Source organism: Burkholderia sp. BCC1988 (assembly GCF_905339895.1).
Classification (GTDB): Bacteria; Pseudomonadota; Gammaproteobacteria; order Burkholderiales; family Burkholderiaceae; genus Burkholderia.
In genome coordinates, this window is record NZ_CAJPHA010000024.1 from 1 (window position 1) to 21,067 (window position 21,067).

20 protein-coding genes and 1 pseudogene are annotated in these 21,067 nt (G+C 58.9%); 10 read left to right on the top strand and 11 right to left on the bottom strand.

Features of this window, described 5'->3' with window-relative positions:
- Positions 1-199 precede the first annotated feature (199 nt).
- The gene (locus U4012_RS28740; RefSeq protein WP_321802623.1) at positions 200-445 is read right to left on the bottom strand and encodes a SymE family type I addiction module toxin; all 246 of its coding nucleotides are present in this window, start codon (positions 443-445) and stop codon (positions 200-202) included.
- A 346-nt stretch (positions 446-791) separates the two neighbouring features.
- Here U4012_RS28740 and U4012_RS28745 point away from each other — a divergent pair, with 346 nt between their 5' ends.
- The 4 genes from U4012_RS28745 (at position 792) to U4012_RS28760 (ending at position 3,341) form a co-directional block, all read left to right on the top strand.
- Positions 792-1,877: a hypothetical protein gene (locus tag U4012_RS28745; RefSeq protein WP_321802625.1), complete on the top strand. Its 1,086-nt coding sequence runs from the start codon at positions 792-794 to the stop codon at positions 1,875-1,877.
- Between the two features lie 7 nt (positions 1,878-1,884).
- Positions 1,885-2,292: a hypothetical protein gene (locus U4012_RS28750; protein WP_321802627.1), complete on the top strand. Its 408-nt coding sequence runs from the start codon at positions 1,885-1,887 to the stop codon at positions 2,290-2,292.
- Positions 2,285-2,950, top strand: coding sequence for a hypothetical protein (locus U4012_RS28755; RefSeq protein WP_321802629.1), 666 nt, complete (start codon positions 2,285-2,287; stop codon positions 2,948-2,950). The genes U4012_RS28750 and U4012_RS28755 overlap by 8 nt, the downstream gene beginning before the upstream one ends.
- Positions 2,951-3,050: 100 nt before the next feature.
- Positions 3,051-3,341 carry a hypothetical protein gene (locus U4012_RS28760; RefSeq protein ID WP_213345852.1) on the top strand — a complete coding sequence of 97 codons (291 nt, stop codon included), beginning with the start codon at positions 3,051-3,053 and terminating at the stop codon, positions 3,339-3,341.
- A gap of 196 nt (positions 3,342-3,537) precedes the next feature.
- Here the strand turns inward: U4012_RS28760 and U4012_RS28765 are convergent, their stop codons facing one another.
- The 8 genes and pseudogenes from U4012_RS28765 to dnaA form a co-directional block, all read right to left on the bottom strand.
- On the bottom strand, positions 3,538-4,353 hold the full coding sequence (locus tag U4012_RS28765) for an HNH endonuclease (protein WP_321802632.1): 816 nt from the start codon (positions 4,351-4,353) through the stop codon (positions 3,538-3,540).
- A 133-nt stretch (positions 4,354-4,486) separates the two neighbouring features.
- Entirely contained in the window at positions 4,487-4,936 is a 450-nt protein-coding gene (locus U4012_RS28770; protein WP_321802635.1) for a DNA mismatch endonuclease Vsr, read from the bottom strand.
- Between the two features lie 24 nt (positions 4,937-4,960).
- A complete protein-coding gene (locus tag U4012_RS28775; protein ID WP_321802637.1) occupies positions 4,961-7,864 on the bottom strand; it encodes an ATP-dependent DNA helicase in 2,904 nt (967 codons plus the stop codon).
- Positions 7,812-8,918, bottom strand: coding sequence for a DNA cytosine methyltransferase (locus U4012_RS28780; RefSeq protein ID WP_321802640.1), 1,107 nt, complete (start codon positions 8,916-8,918; stop codon positions 7,812-7,814). The genes U4012_RS28775 and U4012_RS28780 overlap by 53 nt, the downstream gene beginning before the upstream one ends.
- A gap of 162 nt (positions 8,919-9,080) precedes the next feature.
- Positions 9,081-9,179: pseudogene (locus U4012_RS28785) on the bottom strand (site-specific recombinase); the annotation flags it as partial.
- 272 nt (positions 9,180-9,451) lie between these two features.
- Complete coding sequence (gene gyrB, locus U4012_RS28790; RefSeq protein WP_044848661.1) at positions 9,452-11,926, bottom strand: DNA topoisomerase (ATP-hydrolyzing) subunit B; 2,475 nt, start codon at positions 11,924-11,926, stop codon at positions 9,452-9,454.
- Between the two features lie 193 nt (positions 11,927-12,119).
- Positions 12,120-13,226, bottom strand: a complete 1,107-nt coding sequence (gene dnaN / locus U4012_RS28795) for a DNA polymerase III subunit beta (protein WP_006756934.1) — start codon at positions 13,224-13,226, stop codon at positions 12,120-12,122.
- A gap of 168 nt (positions 13,227-13,394) precedes the next feature.
- Entirely contained in the window at positions 13,395-14,978 is a 1,584-nt protein-coding gene (gene dnaA / locus U4012_RS28800) for a chromosomal replication initiator protein DnaA (RefSeq protein ID WP_321802642.1), read from the bottom strand.
- 421 nt (positions 14,979-15,399) lie between these two features.
- On the opposite strand from dnaA, the gene rpmH reads away from it, so the two are divergent.
- The 4 genes from rpmH (at position 15,400) to yidC (ending at position 18,017) form a co-directional block, all read left to right on the top strand.
- Complete coding sequence (gene rpmH, locus U4012_RS28805) at positions 15,400-15,534, top strand: 50S ribosomal protein L34 (RefSeq protein WP_004198824.1); 135 nt, start codon at positions 15,400-15,402, stop codon at positions 15,532-15,534.
- A 15-nt stretch (positions 15,535-15,549) separates the two neighbouring features.
- The gene (gene rnpA, locus U4012_RS28810) at positions 15,550-16,011 is read left to right on the top strand and encodes a ribonuclease P protein component (RefSeq protein ID WP_039364627.1); all 462 of its coding nucleotides are present in this window, start codon (positions 15,550-15,552) and stop codon (positions 16,009-16,011) included.
- A 75-nt stretch (positions 16,012-16,086) separates the two neighbouring features.
- Positions 16,087-16,353 (top strand): membrane protein insertion efficiency factor YidD, encoded by a 267-nt coding sequence (gene yidD, locus U4012_RS28815; protein ID WP_006750110.1) that lies wholly within the window; start codon positions 16,087-16,089, stop codon positions 16,351-16,353.
- A gap of 8 nt (positions 16,354-16,361) precedes the next feature.
- A complete protein-coding gene (gene yidC / locus U4012_RS28820; RefSeq protein WP_321802646.1) occupies positions 16,362-18,017 on the top strand; it encodes a membrane protein insertase YidC in 1,656 nt (551 codons plus the stop codon).
- Positions 18,018-18,138: 121 nt separating this feature from the next.
- Here the strand turns inward: yidC and U4012_RS28825 are convergent, their stop codons facing one another.
- Positions 18,139-18,576: a helix-turn-helix domain-containing protein gene (locus U4012_RS28825; protein WP_124486743.1), complete on the bottom strand. Its 438-nt coding sequence runs from the start codon at positions 18,574-18,576 to the stop codon at positions 18,139-18,141.
- 338 nt (positions 18,577-18,914) lie between these two features.
- On the opposite strand from U4012_RS28825, the gene mnmE reads away from it, so the two are divergent.
- Entirely contained in the window at positions 18,915-20,309 is a 1,395-nt protein-coding gene (mnmE, locus tag U4012_RS28830) for a tRNA uridine-5-carboxymethylaminomethyl(34) synthesis GTPase MnmE (protein WP_321802648.1), read from the top strand.
- Between the two features lie 90 nt (positions 20,310-20,399).
- Positions 20,400-20,807 (top strand): DUF6678 family protein, encoded by a 408-nt coding sequence (locus tag U4012_RS28835; protein ID WP_321802650.1) that lies wholly within the window; start codon positions 20,400-20,402, stop codon positions 20,805-20,807.
- An 84-nt stretch (positions 20,808-20,891) separates the two neighbouring features.
- Here the strand turns inward: U4012_RS28835 and U4012_RS28840 are convergent, their stop codons facing one another.
- Complete coding sequence (locus U4012_RS28840) at positions 20,892-21,026, bottom strand: hypothetical protein (protein WP_257773917.1); 135 nt, start codon at positions 21,024-21,026, stop codon at positions 20,892-20,894.
- Positions 21,027-21,067: the final 41 nt, after the last annotated feature.

Sequence of the window (21,067 nt, forward strand, 5' to 3'; positions counted from 1 at the left end):
AGCGATGGAAATGTGCGGTGCGCCTGGCGTGGGTTGCAGCTCGTGCTGAAAGGCTACACGGCAGCAGGTCTGAGTGGCCGGCCCGCTGCGATTGCAGCACGATCGTCGCTTGTCACAGTTACTAACGGTGCGGAGTATCAGGCACCGAGCTACCTAGACGGATGGTGACTTGCGACGCCCACCATGGGCAATGCGCCGATCACATCGGCGTGATGATGAGTCGCTTGTCCTCGACAGTAATCCGAACGCGTTCTCCTGCCTCGAATCCAGCCTCCTCAAGCCAGACTCCCGCCAATTTGATCCACGGGTAATACGTCGTATTCAATTTCCGGTGTGCTCTGATAGCACGGAGGACTCTAGACAAGGAGTGATGGCGTGCTGACTCTTGAATCTTAACGAAGCGTTCCGTTACGACGGGGCGTGACTTATGATTGGCGTTAGCCATTTCCGACTCCTAGTGTGAGTTGGTTGTGGTCAGCGGGTCGTATGGGTGGCAGCCCATGCGGCCCGCGCTTTTTTGCGGTGCTGCAATTTGAGTCTACCTAACTGGGCATCTCGAAATATGGAAAATTTAAGGGATGGCCAAACGGCATAGCTTCTCGGGTTTTTGCCGCTGGAAATTACGGCGTAGGCGCTGCCGACATTGACGTTGACTAGCGGCGCCGGACGTTGTGTCGCCGCTGACAAGTGCTTGCTCCCCTGGTGGTGCGTCATCGCCTAGGTCATACGGTATATACTCATCGGCCAATTGCGTTTGACTAATAGAAAAAGTAACCGCTGAGACCAATTCGATGAGTACTACCAAGACCGAAGTTAAGAGACTTGTTGCTGATCTGCGTCGAGTGACAAAATGGGGGCGGATGGGAGTCTTCGCCGCTGCAAATGGACTTCCGGTCACGAGGACGTGGGACCCGTTTTTGGAGCGGTTGCTAGAGGACAATACGTCTGAGGCTGCTCTCCGAAAGGTAGCTGACAAGCTGACAAGTTTCTACGTCGCGCAGCTATCGGCTGGTGACCGTATCGTGATGTTCTTTCGGCCTAGTGTCGATTTTGGGGCTCGGCTTTACAATCTCGCTAAGAAGGCCGTTGCACCTGTCAGTGTTGTCTCGGAACACTTTCCATCGTTGATTCCGGAGAGCAAGGCGAAGAAGGATGTGCCTGGTGTTCCGACGTTCGCGGGTACGCGGAAGTATGGAGACGGGCGGATCGCGTTGTTCTTCTTGTCCGGTCGGTACGTTGAGGAGCGGGACAAGTACAAGCGCGAGGACGTCGCGCAGGTAGTGCGAGATGCCTTCAATGACTACGACGAGTTCATCGCGATCAAGCTTAGGTTCAAGCAGTGCGTGGACAGTATCATCGTGTCGCCTGACGCGTCGGTGGAGATTCGACTCGATTTGCCGACGCTTACGAACATGGACTATGCGGAAATCTGTGCAACCAGTTTGTTGCAGCACTTCCACGCTCACTTTTCTGGACCGAAAGGCGAGCCCATCCTTGGCGAGCGCGTGAATCTATTCAAGGCGATCGACAAAATTTACCGTACGAAAGATTTGGGTAGAGTCAGCGAGCTTGGATTCGAGACGCCGACTGACTCGGTGAAGATCGAGAAGATGCGGGACAGGTCGTCTGACCTTCGTGAGGAGCTGTATCATAAAGCTGGCAAAGCGGGGTTGGGTAACCTCGCAAAAATCGTCCCATATCGTCTGGCCGTGCGCTTTCCAGGTAGCGTTAACGGCGCGACGGTGGAGCTTGTTCTTCCGGGATCGTTTCGCGAGCTGGCAAAGCCGTCGCAACGATTGGAGCTAGGAGCAGTTAGCGGGGGTATCTCTGAGGACGACTTTGATCAGGTCGTTCGAGTTCTCCTTCAGCATGTTTGACTTGCACATGAACCGACACGAGGCAATCACACGCGTCCACTCCGTTTGGGATGAAACCCCCGCGGGGGCGCTTTGCTTGGCCGTGTTGGAGCTCATATCATCGGGTGTATTGAAGCGGCTGACGTTTGGTCAGCTCCATGGTCTGGCCGAACAAACTAAGGCTGACGAGGTTGATGTTGCAAGAGCAATCCAATATTTAACGGGGCACGATCTTCATCTCTTAGACATGGAGTTTGAGTTTATCGATGATGAGGATGATGTTTATTATTTCGATCCCGAGGATTTAAATATAGCGAGACGTGATGGCGATCTCCATCACCCGGAAACTGGGGAGGCTATCGATAATTACGAAGAGCGGATTTTCGTAACATTCGTTCCGTCTACATTGGCAAAGGAAATTGTTGCTGATGAGTGAGATCGGATTTGTTCTTCCTGAAGGCGATGGTGGACACCGCGTCAGCTACAAAGCGTTTGAGGCGATGCTCCGATTGGCGGCAGGCGGCAATCGTGCGTTGCCGCGTGCAGGTACTGAAACGTATGAAGAGTTCATCGCAATCTTATATGAAGATTTCGACGAAATTCTCGGTGATCTGGAGAAGCGAAAGAAATATTTCTCTGAGTCAAGCGAAGATCAAATATCCGATGCCATAATTAGTGATCTTCGTAGATTTGGGTACGCTGCACATCATGACAAAGACAGCAATGGACACGTCGACATAACTGTTGAGTGTAAGCATAAGCCTGCCTTCATCTGGCTTGGCGAGGCGAAAATCGATAGAGGTCCCGCAAATTCGTACGGCGGACTTTTGCAGCTGACTACTAGGTATAGCTCTGCGTCAAAGAATTCCGATCATGGAGGCATGCTCATTTATGTGCTCGACTATGACAATGCTGCTGGGCGTTTGACGCAATGGGCCGAGTATCTGACCAACGATCATTCGATCGTTTGCGATATGAATGATGGTGGACGGCCCGGTCTCGCATTCAGAACCGCCGAGATACACAAGGGAACTGGCCTACCGTACAGGATTCGACATATGGTGCTCCATCTGCGTCACGCACCGGAAAAGTGACTTGGTGTAATACAGGTCTTTCTGGCGTAGTGTCGTTGGGGAAAGGATGCTCTGGGACCTTTCGAGTCGATGTAAAGTGCTAGATCAATACGGGGGGAATATGGCTGAGAGACTTTACAAAGTGTATGTACAGACGCTGGATCATCCGCATGTACTGGAAATGATCGTATCGGCTGACAGTAAAGAGGCGGCTGAGGATAAAGCGCTTGGTCACATCAAAGAAGCCAATCCAACGAAAGGCCGATCCTTAGAAGAGTCTCAAAAAAATTCCGTGGTGCTCTCGGTGAAGAAGGCGGGGAAGAGTGGTTGTATTGTGACTAATAAGATACCTGTTCTTGCTTTTAAGGATGTGCAAAAGGCATTGAAGAAGAAGGCTGAGGGGAAATCGTAATTGTTTGGAAGTAAGCTGCGCGCAGGATATGGGGCAAACTCGATGAGCGCCCCATATTTTTTTGAGAGTCGGTGGGATGTTCTGTGGTGATGCGCAGCTTAAGGAGCCTAACGAGGTCCGATGCGCTGGAGCGCGGGAAATATGTACCTCAAACTGACGTGTTGTGCTCGACACACTGAGAGCATTCAGGGGGGCGTTAGGACTGGTGGCGGTGTGGATCAGCTGACAAAATGGCCCTAATTTGAGAATAAGCAAGCCCTTCTTTTTTCATATAAATGTGCACCGCTCTGTGGCAGTTCGGGCAGAGAAGGGCAAAATCGGATGTGCTTACTTTCGATGTTGATGCATACGTTGAGATGGGAATTTTGTGGTGAGCTTCTATATACTTAACGCCGTATTTGGATTCGAAGTCCATATGGCATATGTCGCAAACCCACGGCTCAGATGATTTTAGGGTTTCTACGACCCCTTTATTTCTTTCGGCAAGCAAGTGGGTTACATACTTCCGTCCGCCCTCCGAATATTTGGATTCACCGGGATTATCATTAATTTCCACCGAAGGGTTTCCGCGCTGAAGAATGACAAATCTCTCTTGGAGATCGGAGACGTGGAATGATCCTTCGAAGCACCAATTATTCGTATTTTCTGTAAATAAAAATATCGGATAAAGATGCTCTGGTTGCTGGATTAAAACAGTATTGGCTTTTTCTGTGGGATTGATGTTGCCATTTTTTGCCTTAAAGGAATAATGATACACCATCTTGTCTTCGGTAGACCATCCATCATCAGCGTATGAGCCAGGCCGTGTTTTGATAATTATTGCGCGAATTGATGATAGTCGTCCAATCCAATTTATTCCCTGCTGGGGTGTATTTCCCACAATAAATTCGGGGCCCGACCAATAATCAGATCCCTCGACTTTCGACCGCTGTATAAGATCGAAGAGATTTCTCTTCGAAATGAGCTGGCCGGTTGAAAGGGTAAAGATATCCTGCACTTTTTTCAGTTGCATGTGCCGTCCATTTTGGCGTTACATGCTTCTAGCATTATAATGTAGTAGACGAAAGACTGCGGCGTCACGTACAAGTCACGGGCGTCTGGATATTCTGTATGCCGATTGCCACTTGGGGATTGGCGTTGGAGCGTTAACTGCTATCGTTATTGTGTGACTCTAACTCGATTCGTTGTATCTGCGGGAACGCTTTTGCTAAGGTTCGAGCAAGTTCCGTTTTTTCCCGGATTTTGCACTCCCATATTACTAGAACTCGCCAACCTAATGCCCTGAGCCGACGAATCGCTTCCGCGTCCCGGCGACGATTAGTCGTTTGTTTCTTCAGCCAGAAGTCGGTGTGCGTCGTTGGCAACTTACCTCTGGGGCAATGATGGCCATGCCAAAAACATCCATTTACCATGATTATGGTGGCGTACTTTTTCAGCACTATGTCGGGAGTACCTGGCAACGACCGGTCGTGCAGTCGGAAACGTAGACCTGCCGCGTGGAGCATCGCTCTGACTTGACGCTCCGGAGCGGTGTCGCGATTGCGTACAGCCGCCATCATGCGGCTTCGTGTCGACTGCGTTACCTTGTCCATCATTGCTGCACCGATCCAACAGTCCTTTCACAGTGCCGACGCACTCATTGGGCCGAGCGGCGTCATGATGGGGGGCGGGACACCTGCATCGGCGCGAAATTGCTGAGGCGTTTTAGGGCATAGTCGGTTGAAGTCGCAGTTTGCGCATTTTTCTTTGCTTGGCCTACTTGGATAGTCCCTTGCCAAAATGCCCCGAACAGCCCACTCGATGTTCGCAACCGCGGCTTGTATTGCAGCATCATCGATGGGCACGTCAACTCGTTTGTTATCCTTCAGCAGATGGATCGATCCTGTAGCCGCATTTTCATTGAACACTTCGCGCGCCGCCTTAGCGTATAACTGTACCTGAAGTGAAAGTTCACGCCAGTCTAGCTGCATGTTCCTAGATGGGTCGTCTCCGCCTTGCATCGTTTTAAAATCTACAACGTGAGCTTCAACGATATCACCCTTCGTGTTGTAACGCATGAGCAGATCAATGGAGCCTGTGATGAGACATCCCTGTGCTGGGATCTCGAAACGCACTTCAACCTGTTTTTGTTGAGCGAAGTCCGAGGCAAATCTCGTAACATAGTCCGCTGCGATTTCCTGTGCCTTGTTCATCGCTTGCTCGTAAGCGCCGGGGCGGTTTTCCGGATCGCGACTCCGCGCAACATGCTTCAGGTGAAAATGATCGGCGGCGATCTGACTCGCTTCTGCTGGCGTGGGGGCGGTCCCCGAGAAATGCTCGTGTAGTTTCTCGATGGCGACGTGAACCACGCGGCCGTACCCGAACAGTTCCGGGACCGGTGGGCTAAACCCGAAGCCCTTGCGAAACCGATAGTCCATGGGGCAATGCAGGTAGTACTTGATGTCGCTAAACGACGTGGGTAACGTCGACTCGTCTTCTCTCTGCCGCGGCGCGGCCCGACTTAATTCAGGAGGCGTTTGCAGCGGATCAACGATCAGCTCAACATCTTGCAGCGCTGCGGCGAACTCCGACTGGCGATTCGTGCGCTTCCCGTTTGGAAGAGACGCGGCGCCAGTAACGTATAGGTAGCGTTCCGCGCGCGTGAGGGCCGTATAGAACAGTCGTGCTTCGGCTTCGCGTGTGTTGGAGTACGCGCCGCGTGCGATTGCGCTCGCGAGAAGATTTGCCGGTAGCAGTCCGCTGTAATTTGAACGCTTGCCCGGAAATCGCCCTGGGACGACATCGACCACAAACACGACCGGGAATTCTAGTCCCTTCACCTGATGCACCGTAGAGACGGTAACTGCGTCGGGCCGTGATACTACGTCCTCTGTACTGATGTTATAGCCTTCCTCGGCGACTTGCTGCAGGAACCGCACGACAGACGTGAATCGACCGCTCGAGTCGATGCTTAGATATACACTTTCGACGTCTTGCAGCATCCTGCTGAAAAGGCCGATCTCGCGCATCACTTCGTCTGGGAGCGAGCTATGTGCGACGTCGAATGCGTCCAGAAGGTCGTTCAGCAGCTGCTGCGGAAACAGTCGCTGCCGGGCTGCGCCTAGCGGCGCATGTATCCGCCGCCCCCAATCCGCGAGCACGGCGTATGTTTTTGTTGGGCTAACACGAGAGTATGCTGGTCTGATGTGATCATCGATCAGGCGAGTAGCGTCGGGTCGCGAGATCGGCCCATTCTCGAGCGCGATAAATGTTTCTCGCAGCGCAGCTACGCACGGCCGATCAAAAACCGAACCGCCAGCGTTTAACGTATAGCGTATGTTAAGCGCGTCTAGTTCACGCGTGAACGCGTGATGTCGTGGATTGTCGTCCTGCTCAGGCGTCTTTGTTGAACGCATAAGGATGGCGAAGTCACCTGGTGTGAGACCTCGGACCGTCCCATCGGATTGGACGTATTCTGTTCCCAGCAGATGTTTGATGCGCTGTGCCACCCATTCGGCTTCTTCTGGGCGAGTCGCAAAATGATGCACGGCAAGATGTCGCGGAGCGAGATCGACGTGTTCACGCGGTTGCTTATAGAGCCGCTGAGGACCCAATTGTGACGCGACGAACGCGTTGGTCGCGGCCACAATAGCGCGGGTGCTTCGAAAGTTCGTGGCGAGGACGTGTTCGCTAACGCCCTTGTACCTAGTAACAAAATTAAGGATGTTCGAAACGTGAGCGCCGCGGAATCCATAAATCGACTGGTCGTCATCGCCTACCACGAAGAGGTTGGCACCTAATTCGTGAATCGTCGCAATTAGCTCCTCTTGAGAGCCAGACACATCCTGATATTCGTCAACTAGTAAATGCCGAATACGACCCAGGCGTGCTCGAACGTTGACATTGCTTTTCGCCCGTTCGGCCGTCTCGCGGACCATCGAGGAGAAGTCAAGGAATTGGTCGCGTATTAAGCGTTGCCCGATCTCTCTTAGTACAAGACCAACCTCCGGATCGTGCGTCTCGATTTCATCGAGCGATAGCCCCTCATCCCGGAATACGTTCCACGCGCGCTGGACTTGTGACAGAGTCTCAAAGTATCGATCCTTAAATCGCGGTTTCAGTGTATTGATTCCGAGTTCCGGATATCTGGACATCAAATACAGCGTGAAGCGGTTGTCGTCGAGTACATCGTACTGACGAAAAATGGCGTCCGAGTCACCCAACACATTCTGACAGAATGCGTGGATAGTGCCGATGTACATCTGACCAATCAGATTCGCGCTGAGACCGCATTTGACCAGAACTTTGGCTACGCGACGCTTGATCGAGTCGGCGGCTTTTTCGGTAAAGGTTATGGCCACGATCGAAGTGGCTGGCGTCCCTTCGGATATCAGACGCGCAATCCGATAAGCGAGGGTTTGCGACTTACCCGAACCCGCACAAGCTATGCACAGAACGGTCGCTGATGTATCGGCTGCGGCTGCTGACTGTTCAGCAGTCAGTCCCTCGGCGCGAAGCTCGTCCACGGTTGAAATTTTTTTCATCGCGTTTCCCCGTCAAAATGCCGTCGCGCAACGCGCGAGCCTGAGCCTCAATAAAGGGCGGTGGCAGCGCGTTGCCGATCATTAATGCTATTGCCTCTTTTCCGTGTGATACGTCGAATTTGTACTTCGGCGGAAAGCCTTGCAGCAAAGCCGCTTCCCTGAGCGTGATGGTGCGGTCCTGCATGGGATGCAGGAATCGGCCCTTCGACGGGTTGATGCATCCACTGGTAATCGTGGGAGCCAAATCGTCCCATGCCATGCGACCATACACATCGCGAAAGCCGTCACTACGTTTGTGACACTCGAGTTGCCGGTCGGCAGGCAGGTCGGTACGGCTTCCGCCATCGCGCGGAATCAGGCGGATTAGCTCCATGACCTGTTTCGAGCGCTTTTCTGGGACCGCGTGCAACGCGTCGCGGGTCATTGATGGGGCTTCCAGGTGCCGAATGACATCCCCCACTGTTTTGCGCTGCTTCGATTTCGGGGCGATAGCTGGGAGGTGTACTTTCGACGCAAGCAAGATGAGACGCTTGCGCCGCTGAGCAACCGAATAGTCGGCAGCGTTCAGCACGTGAACGACGAGCTTGTATTTCATCGCTTTCAGAGCCTCGCAAAGTGAGGTGAAGCGTTCGTCATTCTCAAGCGCAGGTACGTTTTCGAGCATTACTGTTTTCGGACGCAGGACGCGCACGAACCGAAGAAAGTCGCGTACTAGATTGTTCCGAGGGTCGTCGACAGAGTCGGCCTGATTAAGCGTCCTTAGCCTCGAGAAGCCTTGACATGGCGGGCATCCTGCAAGCAAGTCTAGCTCGCCAGCGGAAAGACTCAAATCTCGCATGACTTTGCGAACACTCAGCTTGCGAATGTCGTTGCGATACAGCTTGACGCCTGGGTGGTTTAGCTGATAGGTCCGTTGCGCCTTATCATCGATCTCAACGGCCGCGCAGACGCGAAATCCAGCCTGCTCTAGGCCGGTGCTTAACCCGCCACACCCGCTAAACAGATCTATAGCACTAGGGCGGTGCTTTTGCGGAGATGTCGTTCTAGAAGCCATTGTATAAATTCAACCGGAGAACAGTCCGATGTGGGGCCTGCGGACCTTTACGCCACTGGGCCGTGTTGCCATTGCTTCAATTGGTCCCGCACTTGGACCAAGTCTGCATTATCCTTTGCCAGCTTTGCAACCGCCAGTTCTTCGATGCCTGCCACTGCGGTATGCATCGCGCTTCGTGCGGAATGTCTTGGCGACGGTCGGCCAACCAACGCGCCGGATGGTTGCTTTCGAGGTGCCAGGGTTTTTTGTCAGTGCTGCCATGGTGCCCTTCTATGAGGGCTACACCGCGTATTGCACCGCGAGGGGCCGGTAAAAGAAAGGACTCGCAGCGAAGCCGCAGAGCCCTTAGTGAAAAAGCCCTGTAGATCAAAGGCCTACAGGGCTTTCGCATATGGTGGCGAATCGGAACCCGAACCTGCGGATTATGATTCCGCGGCTGAGCTCTCATAAGACATGATGCTCGACAGGGAGGCTAGTCGCACCAACTTTGTCGCACAGTCACACTTACTCTGGCGCCCTGCACTGGCAATGCATTAAACGTCAATATTCCCCGCCCGCAACGCATTCGACTCGATAAACGCCCGACGCGGCTCGACGTCATCCCCCATGAGGGTAGTAAAGATCCCGTCCGCAGCAATAGCGTCCTCGATCTGCACACGCAGCAGACGCCGCACTGCCGGATCCATCGTCGTTTCCCACAGCTGCTCGGGGTTCATTTCGCCGAGCCCCTTATAGCGTTGTTTGGAGACGTTCCGTTCAGCATCCGCCAGCAGCCACTTCATCGCGCTCTTGAAGTCCGCGACAGCCATGCTGCGTTCACCGCGCTTGATGACCGCACCTTCCCCGATGAGTCCCTTGAACGTATTTGCGGTGGTCACGAGCTGCTGATAATCCGCCGTGTGCTGGAATTCCTGGTCGATGACCGAAACCCGCACGTTGCCGTGATGGGTACGTTCGACATGCAGCGACCGCTGTTCGCGAACCGGGTCATACGAAGGCACGACACGCACTTCGTTCTTCAACGCTTCATCATGCAACGCAGCGTGCAGCGCCTTAGCCGAAGCCTCAGTCGAAGCCTCAGTGGAGAGGTCGATCACAACCCCATCCATGACCGCTTCCAGCGCGGCCGGGTCATACAACCGGCTCAACCGCTCGATCACGCTCTGCGACAGCAGATACGACCGCGCCAGCTCCCCAAGCGCATCGCCCGAAATCGCCGCAGCATTCTCACCCGGCACCAGCTCCGACCCTTGCAGCGCCAACCGCAGCATATGCGCGTTGAGCTCCACGTCGTCCTTCAGATACCGTTCGTCCTTGCCCGCCTTGATCTTGTAAAGCGGCGGCTGCGCGATATACACGTACCCGCGCTCGATCATGTCCGGCATCTGGCGATACAGGAACGTGAGCAGCAGCGTCCGGATGTGCGCACCGTCGACGTCCGCGTCGGTCATGATGATGATGCGGTGATAGCGCAGTTTGTCGAGGTTGTAGTCTTCCTTGCCGATCCCGCACCCAAGCGCGGTCACGAGCGTGACGATCTGTTCCGACGACAGCAGCTTGTCGTAGCGTGCCTTCTCGACGTTCAGCACCTTGCCGCGCAGCGGCAGGATCGCCTGGAACTTCCGATCACGCCCTTGCTTTGCCGACCCACCTGCCGAGTCACCCTCGACGATGTAGATTTCGCACTTCGCCGGATCCTTCTCCTGACAGTCCGCGAGCTTGCCCGGCAGACCAACGCCATCGAGCACACCCTTGCGGCGCGTCATCTCACGCGCCTTCCGAGCAGCATCCCGCGCCCGAGCAGCCTCAACGATCTTCCCGCAGATGATCTTCGCGTCGATCGGCGTTTCCAAAAGGAATTCTTCCAGCGCCTTCGCCACAACCTCTTCAACCGGCGCACGAACCTCGGACGAAACCAGCTTGTCCTTCGTCTGCGAGCTGAACTTCGGCTCCGGCACCTTCACGGACAGCACGCACGACAGCCCTTCGCGCATGTCGTCGCCGGTCGTCTCGACCTTCGCCTTCTTCGCGATTTCGTTGTCGGTGATGTACTTGTTGATGACGCGCGTCATCGCGGCCCGCAGGCCGGTCAGGTGCGTGCCGCCGTCGCGCTGCGGAATGTTGTTCGTGAAGCACAGCACGTTTTCGTTGTAGCTGTCGTTCCACTGCATCGCGACTTCGACGCCCACGCCGTCCTTCTCGCCGTTGGCGAAGAACACCGTCGGGTGCAGGTTGGTCTTCGTCTTGTTGATGAACTCGACGAAGCCCTTCACACCGCCGGCGAACGCGAAATCGTCTTCCTTGCCCGAGCGCAGGTCCGTGAGACGAATCCGCACGCCGTTGTTCAGGAACGAGAGTTCACGCATCCGCTTCGCGAGGATGTCGTAGTGATACTCGACCGTGCCGAAAATGGTCGGATCGGCCATGAAGTGCACTTCGGTGCCGCGGTTCTCGGTGTCACCGGTGATCAGCATCGGCGAAACTTCCACGCCGTCCACCGTCTCGAGCACGCGTTCCTGTGCGACGCCGCGATGGAACTCCATGAAGTGCTTCTTGCCGTTCCGACGCACGGTCAACCGCAGCCAGCTCGACAGCGCGTTCACGCACGACACGCCCACGCCGTGCAGGCCGCCGGACACCTTGTAGCTGTTCTGGTCGAACTTGCCGCCGGCGTGCAGCTCGGTCATCACGATTTCCGCAGCACTGCGCTTCGGCTCGTGCTTGTCGTTCATCTTCACGTCGGTCGGAATCCCGCGGCCGTTGTCGGTCACGGAAATCGAGTTGTCGGCGTGAATCGTCACGTGGATGTCGTTGCAGTACCCGGCCAGCGCTTCGTCGATCGAGTTGTCGAGCACCTCGAACACGAGGTGGTGCAGACCGGTGCCGTCAGACGTGTCGCCGATGTACATCCCGGGGCGCTTGCGCACCGCTTCCAGACCTTCGAGGATCTGGATCGACGAGGCGCCGTAGCTGCTGTTATCGGGTTGCGAATTGTGCTGTTCACTCATGGATATCTTCCGGTTCTGCGAGGCCACTCAGGTGGCGGCGCGGTGCGTTTCAGCGAGAGAAATCGCCGGGCCGCTCCAGTTTCCTGGCCCGCCCCAGGCGCCGAAAAGGCACCAAAGGGACGGGTTGTCGGTTCGCCATAAAAACGCCAAAGGGGCTTGCCGCCCCCTGGTGTGTGTCTTGATGTCGTGCGCGTCAGATGCGCATCGGCATCACGACATACTTGAACTCGTCGTTCTCGGGCACGGTAATCAGCGCGCTCGAGCTGGCGTCGCCGAGGCTCACCTGCACGGTGTCGACCTTCAGGTTCGCGAGCACGTCGAGCAGATACGTGACGTTGAAGCCGATGTCGACGGTATCGCCCTGGTAGGCGATTTCCAGTTCTTCCTGCGCCTCTTCCTGATCGGCGTTGGTCGACATGATCTTCAGCTGGCCCGGCGCGATGATGCAGCGCACGCCCTTGAACTTGTCCGAGGTCAGGATGGCCGCGCGCTGCAGCGAACGCTGCAGTTCTTCACGGCCGATCTCGAACGTGTTCTTGTGCGCCTTCGGGATCACGCGCTGGAAGTCGGGGAACTTGCCCTCGACGAGTTTCGACACGAGCTCGACCTGGCCGAACGTGAACTTGGCCTGGGTTTGCGCGATGTCGATGGTGACGGTGTCGTCGATGTCTTCGAGCAGGCGCTGCAGCTCGAGAATCGTCTTGCGCGGCACGATGACTTCCTGGCGGCCGAACGTGCCGCCTTCGAGCTTCATCGACGAGAACGCGAGGCGGTGGCCGTCGGTGGCCACGGCCATCAGCTGGTCGCCGTCGACGACGAGCAGCATGCCGTTCAGGTAGTAGCGGATGTCCTGCTGCGCCATCGCGAAGTGGACCATGCCGAGCAACTGGCGGAACGACTTCTGCGGGACGGTCAGGGTCGCGCCGAAATCCTTCGCCTGCGCGACGGTCGGGAACTCGTCGGCCGCCAGCGTCTGCAGTGCGAAACGGCTCTTGCCCGATTGAACGGTGAGGCGCTTGTCGGCGAGCGACAGCGTGACCTGGCCGTCAGGCATCGCGCGCAGGATGTCGAGCAGCTTGCGCGCCGCGACGGTGGTCGCGACCTGGTCGCCGCCGACGCCGAAATCGGCGCGCGTGGTGATCTGCAGCTCCAGGTCGGTCGACAGGAACGAAACGTCCGGGCCGTTCTTGGTGATCAGCAGGTTGGCGAGGATCGGCAACGTATGGCGGCGTTCGACGATGCCGCTGACCGTTTGCAGCGGCCTGAGGAGGGTGTCTCGTTCGGTCTTGACCAGTTGCATAGAGTTCCTTCGTTGAGTAACGGCCTGCAGCGCAGCAGCCTCGCAGCGCCCCGCCGGCCGGGCTCTTGGCCCGCCACCACCGGGGCGGTCAAACCAGTATTGTGCCTCAAAACCGAACCGCCCCCCTTAATTTGGGGCGGATGCCGAATTATCAAGCGCGCCGCGCGCTCAGCCCTTCAGCGTCTGTTCCAGCACGTGCAGCTCGTGGTTGAGCTGCGCGTCCTTGCTGCGCTCGTCGGCGATCTTGCGCACCGCGTGCAGCACGGTGGTGTGGTCGCGCCCGCCGAACAGCTCGCCGATTTCCGGCAGGCTCTTCTGCGTGAGTTCCTTCGCGAGATACATCGCGATCTGCCGCGGCCGCGCGATGTTCGCGGGGCGCTTCTTCGAATACATGTCGGCGACCTTGATGTTGTAGAAGTCGGCGACGGTCTTCTGGATGTTCTCGACCGAAATCTGCCGGTTCTGCACGGTCAGCAGGTCCTTCAGCGCTTCCTTGGTCAGCTCGATCGAGATCTCGCGGCCGTGGAACTTCGAATACGCGAGGATCTTGCGCAGCGCGCCTTCGAGCTCGCGCACGTTCGAGCGCAGGTGCTTCGCGACGAAGAACGCGACGTCTTCCGACAGGTTCACGCCTTCCGACTGCGCCTTGCGCATCAGGATCGCGACGCGCATTTCCAGTTCGGGCGGCTCGATCGCGACGGTGAGGCCCGAGTCGAAGCGCGAGATCAGGCGATCGTCGATGCCCGAGATTTCCTTCGGATACGTGTCGCTGGTGATGATCACCTGCGCCTTGTTCGCGACCAGCGCCTCGAACGCGTAGAAGAATTCCTCTTGCGTGCGCGACTTGCCGGAGAAGAACTGGATATCGTCGATCAGCAGCAGGTCGAGCGAGTGGTAGTAGCGCTTGAAGTCGTCGAACGCCTTGCGCTGGTACGCCTTCACCACGTCCGACACGTACTGTTCCGCATGGATGTAGCGGATCCGCGCGCCGGCCTTGTCGAGCAGCAGCTGGTTGCCGATCGCGTGGATCAGGTGGGTCTTGCCGAGGCCGACGCCGCCGTACAGGAACAGCGGGTTGTACGAGATGCCCGGATTGTCCGCGACCTGGATCGCGGCGGCGCGCGCGAGCTGGTTCGCCTTACCGGTCACGAAGTTGTCGAACGTGAGCACGGGGTTCAGCTTCGAGCGTTCGTACATCGAATCGGCTTCACCGCCGTTCGCGGGTGCGGCGCCGGGGCCCGGACGCCACGTGCGGCGGCCGGCGGCCGCTTCGTGTGCGGGCAGGCTCGGCAGGTCGATGTCGGCGTCGTCGGCGTTCAGGTGGTGTGCGGCGGCCGCCGACGGCGTCATCGGCACGTCGGCCGGTGCGCTGGGCGCAGCGCCGGCATTTGCGGCGAGGTTGGCGGCGATCGCAGCGACCGTCGCGGCCGGGCCGCTGGGTGCGAGCGGCGCGCGCGGGGCTACCGGCGCGGCGCCCGTCGCGGTCGCGGCGCTGCGCATGCCTGCCTTCGGATCGAGGACGAACTGGACTTCGATCGGCGCATTCCAGAAATCTCGGGCCAGATCGGAGATCCGTCCCGAAAACTGGCTCTTGACCCAGTCCAGCTTGAAGCGGTTCGGCGCGGCGATGGACAGCGTGTTCGCCGACGCATCGAAGGCCACCGGGGCCAAGGGTTTGATCCACGTCACGTACTGCTGGGGCGTCAGCTCGCGCTCCAGCAGTGCGGAACAGTGTTGCCAGAAATCGTTCATCAAGTAACTGTCGTTTTTTGCGTGCACAGCGCGGCTCGCCGGCGCCCTTGTCGCGGTTGCGCAACAAGGCCCGAAGCGGTCGTGCGAGCGTGCCTCGGACGCCTGCGTCACAGTGTTGGAGGGGCAGGCGCGGGCCGAGGCGGCGTGCGGGATTCTTGGAGATAAGGCGAGATTCTACCGCCAAACGCAGCCACAGCGCGAGTTATCCACAGGCCGGGATTGTGGGTCGCGGGGCCGGATCGGCGCGGGCCGGCACAGGCGATCGACTCCTAAAGTATTGACCGTCAAGAGAAAAACGGTTTAAATAGCGGGTTCCGCGAAAACCAATCCTGTATTCCCGGCGATTGCGTTCGCCCGAATGCCTCCGGTTAAGGGCACGCGGTCCCCTGAATTTCGACATTCTCGAACAAGTGAGAACATCATGAAACGTACTTACCAACCGTCCGTGACGCGCCGCAAGCGCACCCATGGCTTCCGTGTCCGCATGAAGACGGCAGGTGGCCGCAAGGTCATCAACGCTCGCCGCGCGAAGGGCCGCAAGCGCCTCGCCATCTAAGGCAGGTTGCGCGCTGTGTCCGCCGTCCGCAGTCCTGCGGAAGGTGCTGTCGAGCCGGGTGCGAATCCGTCGCAGACGAAAGCCGCCTTCCCGAAAGCTGCGCGACTTCTGAAAACGGATGAATTTTCATCCGTTTTTCGTTTGCGCCCCTGGCGGCGTTCCGCGCACTTCGTGATCTACGGCAAGCCGACCGGTCAGCCCGCGCGTCTGGGGCTCGTCGTCGGCAAGAAGTATGCGCCGCGTGCGGTAACCCGCAACCTCGTGAAGCGGCTGGCGCGCGATCAGTTTCGCCTGCGCCGGGCCGAATTCGCCGGTTACGACCTGCTGCTGCGGCAGCACACGCGCTTCGACAAGAAAGCGCTGCCGAGCGCGGCTTCCGCCCCGCTCGCGGCGATGTGCGCGGCCGAGATCCGCGAACTGCTCGACAGGGCAGTCCGGGAAATCGCCCGCCGGGCGTCGAAGCCCGCGTCCGAGTGACGCATCCGTGTCCGGTGCGGCGTTCGCGCTTGCCCGGCCGGTTTTGACGCGGCGTCGAACGGCGCCGCCCAAGGTATGGAAACGGTATTGATCGCCTTGCTGCGCTTCTACAAGGTTGCCGTGAGCCCGATGCTCGGCAACCGTTGCCGTTTTTATCCTTCCTGTTCGGATTACGCGCGCGAGGCAATCCAGTATCATGGCGCCGCGCGCGGCACGTATCTCGCCGTCAGGCGCGTGTGCCGATGCCATCCGTTTTCCGCGGGCGGCATCGACCTCGTCCCGCCGCCCAACTCCGACACTCGCGCTCGCGGCGAAGCCGACGCGCGGTCCCATCGACTCTGAGACAACGCATGGATATCAAACGCACCGTCCTATGGGTGATCTTCTTCATGTCAGCTGTCATGCTGTACGACAACTGGCAGCGCGACCATGGACGCCCGTCGATGTTCTTCCCGAGCGCCACGCAAACGGCCCCCGCGGCTGCAGGCGGTGCATCGGGCACGGGCGCGACGACGACCGCAGGTGACGCGCCTGCGGCAGCAGCAGGCGCCGCACCGTCGACGACGGCACCGGCCGCGCAGGCGCAGCTCGTGAAGTTCTCGACCGACGTGTATGACGGCGAAATCGACACGCGCGGCGGCACGCTCGCGAAGCTGACGCTGAAGAAGCAGGGCGACGGCAAGCAGCCTGACCTGTACATCACGCTGTTCGACCATACGGCCGGCCACACGTATCTCGCGCGCTCGGGCCTGCTCGGCGGCGACTTCCCGAACCACAACGACGTCTATACGCAGGTCAACGCGGGCCCGACGTCGCTGACGGGTGACCAGAACACACTGAAGCTGTCGTTCGAATCGCCGGTGAAGGGCGGCGTGAAGGTCGTGAAGACCTACACGTTCACGCGCGGCAGCTACGTGATCGGCGTCGATACGAAGATCGACAACGTCGGCACGGCACCGGTCACGCCGACGGTCTACATGGAACTGGTGCGCGACAACACGGCCGTCGAAACGCCGATGTTCTCGCATACGTTCCTCGGGCCGGCGGTCTATACGGACGCGAAGCACTTCCAGAAGATCAACTTCAGCGACCTCGACAAGAACAAGGCCGACTTCGTGAACTCCGCCGACAACGGCTGGGTCGCGATGGTGCAGCACTACTTCGCGTCGGCCTGGATTCCGCAGCAGGGCGTGAAGCGCGACATCTACGCCGAGAAGATCGATCCGACGCTGTATCGCGTCGGCGTGAAGCAGCCGGTCGCCGCGATCGCGCCGGGCCAGTCCGCCGACGTGCAGGCACGCCTGTTCGCCGGTCCGGAAGAAGAGCGCATGCTCGAAGGCGTCGCGCCGGGCCTGGAACTCGTGAAGGACTACGGCTGGGTGACGATCATCGCGAAGCCGCTGTTCTGGCTGCTCGAGAAGATCCACGGCTTCGTCGGCAACTGGGGCTGGGCAATCGTGCTGCTGACGGTGCTGATCAAGGCGGTGTTCTTCCCGCTGTCGGCGGCCAGCTACAAGTCGATGGCGCGCATGAAGGAAATCACGCCGCGCATGCAGGCGCTGCGCGAACGCTTCAAGAGCGATCCGCAGAAGATGAATGCCGCGCTGATGGAGCTGTACAAGACCGAGAAGGTCAATCCGTTCGGCGGCTGCCTGCCGGTCGTGATCCAGATCCCGGTGTTCATCTCGCTGTACTGGGTGCTGCTCGCGTCGGTCGAAATGCGCGGCGCGCCGTGGATTCTGTGGATTCACGACCTGTCGCAGCGCGACCCGTTCTTCATCCTGCCGGTGCTGATGGCCGTGTCGATGTTCGTGCAGACCAGCCTGAACCCGACGCCGCCGGACCCGGTCCAGGCGAAGATGATGAAGTTCATGCCGATCGCGTTTTCGGTGATGTTCTTCTTCTTCCCGGCCGGCCTGGTGCTGTACTACGTCGTGAACAACGTGCTGTCGATCGCGCAGCAGTACTACATCACGCGCAAGCTCGGCGGCGGCAAGAAGGCCTGACGCCCTTGGCACACGCGGGCGGCCAGCCGCCTGCGATGCACGCAAAAAAGCCGCATGGTTTCATCCATGCGGCTTTTTTGTTTCTGGCGGGTGGCGGCGCGGGGGCGTTGACCGCTGCCGTTCAGGCCTTCTTCGCTTCGATTTTCGTGTCGCCGCCGTAGAACTGCTCGATCAGTTCCTGAACGAGGTAACGCTGATGCGGCGGCAGCGCCTCGATCTTCGACGCGAGTTCGATCGTCTCGGGCGTCGGCGGATAACGCTCGTCGCGCGGCAGCGGTTGCGGCGTCGTGTGTTCGGTCACGCTCGGCGACGGGCCGTAATGCAGCCAATGCAGTTCGACGCGCAACCAGTCGGCGAGCGTTTCGAGTTTGTCCGGCGTCGGAATCGTGCGGCCCGTCAGCCATTTGTGCGCGGTTTGCGGCGAAACCGGCTGCGCACCGCGGTGACGCAGATTGAACCGGTTCGCGAGTTCCGTCGCACCGGTGACCTTGTCCGGGCTGCGCCGCAAGGCGAATTTCAGGCGTTCCGAGAACGCTGCTTTTTCTTCGGGTGTCGGCATGGGGGTGATTGTGCAATTCCACCGACACGTCTCAGACAACCATATAAGCTAAACATAGCCTGTTCGGACGAATCCCAACCTGCCGTGGACCGTGCGACGGAATTGGGGGCCGCAGTGTCGGACCGTTCGGAAAGGCATACTCGTCCGAAATGGACAGGACGTGATTGTCCGGCATTGATACTCGACTTATCCCCGTCGGGATAAATTCGGGTAAGTTCGACGCCGATCGGGTGTCCGGTGGCGTGCGGGCCGGCAGGCTACAATGCCGGCGTCCCGATGCCCGAACTGTTGTGCGGGCGCACCATTGATGCTCTGTTCACCCGATTCATCCGATTCCCATGCTCGCTACCGATTCCGATCCGATCGTCGCCATTGCCACTGCTGCCGGCCGGGGGGGCGTCGGCGTCGTCCGCGTGTCGTTCGGGCGCGGCGGCGAGGCGGCCGCGCTGCCGCTGATCGACGCGTTGTGCGGGCAGCGGCTCGCGCCGCGCCATGCGAGCTACGTGCCGTTCCTCGACGAGCACGGCGCACCGCTCGATCGCGGAATCGCGCTGTATTTCCCCGCGCCGCATTCGTACACCGGCGAGCACGTGCTCGAGTTGCAGGGGCACGGCGGGCCGATCGTGATGCAGCTGCTGCTGCAGCGTTGCCTCGATGCGGGGCGCGGCTTCGGGCTTCGGCTCGCGGAACCGGGCGAATTCACGCGGCGCGCGTTTCTGAACGACAAGCTTGATCTTGCGCAGGCCGAGGCCGTCGCCGACCTGATCGAGGCGAGTACCGAAGCGGCGGCGCGCTCGGCCGGGCGCTCGCTCGACGGCGCGTTCTCGCGGCAGATCCACGCGCTCGTCGAGGATGTGATCACGCTGCGGATGCTGGTCGAGGCGACGCTCGATTTCCCGGAAGAGGAAATCGACTTCCTGGAAGCGGCCGATGCGCGCGGCAAGCTCGCGAGGATCCGCGAGCAACTGGCGCACGTGCTCGGTGACGCGCGGCAGGGCGCGCTGCTGCGCGAGGGGTTGTCGGTCGTGCTCGCGGGGCAGCCGAACGTCGGCAAGTCGTCGCTGCTGAACGCGCTCGCCGGCGCGGAGCTGGCGATCGTCACGCCGATCGCAGGCACGACGCGCGACAAGGTCGCGCAGACGATCCAGGTCGAAGGGATTCCGCTGCACATCATCGATACGGCCGGGCTGCGCGAGACGGAGGACGAAGTCGAGCGGATCGGGATTGCGCGCACGTGGAGCGAGATCGAGCGCGCGGACGTCGTGCTGCATCTGCTCGATTCGCGCACGGGGATGACGGCGGACGACGAGACGATCGCGGCCCGGTTCCCGGATGGCGTGCCGGTGGTGCGGGTGTTGAACAAGACGGACCTCACCGGCGTGCCGGCGTGCGTCGAGCATCCGGCGGCCGACGGCGACCTGACCGAGGTGCATCTGTCGGCCAAGCGCGGCGACGGTATCGACATGTTGCGCGCGGAACTGCTGCGGATCGCGGGGTGGCAGGCGGGGGCCGAAGGCGTTTATCTGGCGCGCGAGCGGCACTTGATTGCGCTGCGGGCTGCGCAGGAGCATCTGGCGCAGGCGGCGGATCACGCCGAGCAGCGCGCGCAATCGCTCGATCTGTTTGCGGAGGAGCTGCGGCTCGCGCAGGAGCAACTCAATGCGATTACCGGCGAGTTCACTTCGGATGATCTGCTGGGGGTGATTTTCAGCAGGTTCTGCATCGGGAAGTAAGCGGGCATTTCAACGGAATGCTGGCGCTTCGAATTCCCGCTGTTTTCCCTTTTCCACATCGACCCACGTTCCGAGATGAGTGCCTTTCCAATGGCGGACGCCGTGCCGCGCGGCATGGACAAGGAAAAAGTCGCAGCCCTCGCGCGTCGGAAATTTACCGGCTCGCTGGCCAACGACACCAAGTGGAACGAGCTGATTACCTTCGTGCGCGATCTGAGCGGGTGGCGGCCTTCGTACCGGTCAAAGTGGGTCAATGGTCATGTGACGGATTGGGACGTCGAGTGGTTCTACCATCTGCCATTCCCGTTCGTGGGCGTCGAATGGTTCGACATCGGGTTGAATGCCCAGGCGTCCGCCAGGCATCAAGCGGCGGACCAATCCGCGCGAGTGTTGGGAAAGCTTGCAGAGATCGGCTTCGAGTTCGAGGCCAGATGCGAGGTGGTGAGAATCTGGGGATATGGGCCGAAGTCGTACGAAGACTTTCCGACGGCTCGTTGAGGAAGGACGCAGCTGCCGTCCTCAGCGGTCCGGATCAATCGACTGATCCGGACGGTGTCGTCGCGACAGCCGGGGTGGAATGCATCAATCCCAATGCCGATGATGATGGTGGTAATACCCGCCATCACCGTAATACCCATACCCGCCGCCATCCGGCACCACGATGCAGCCGCTCAACAGCACGGCGACACCGGCAATCAGCAAAAGGGTTTTCTTCATCACGCTCACCTGCTCGGATTCGACATGAACCCAGCATAGCG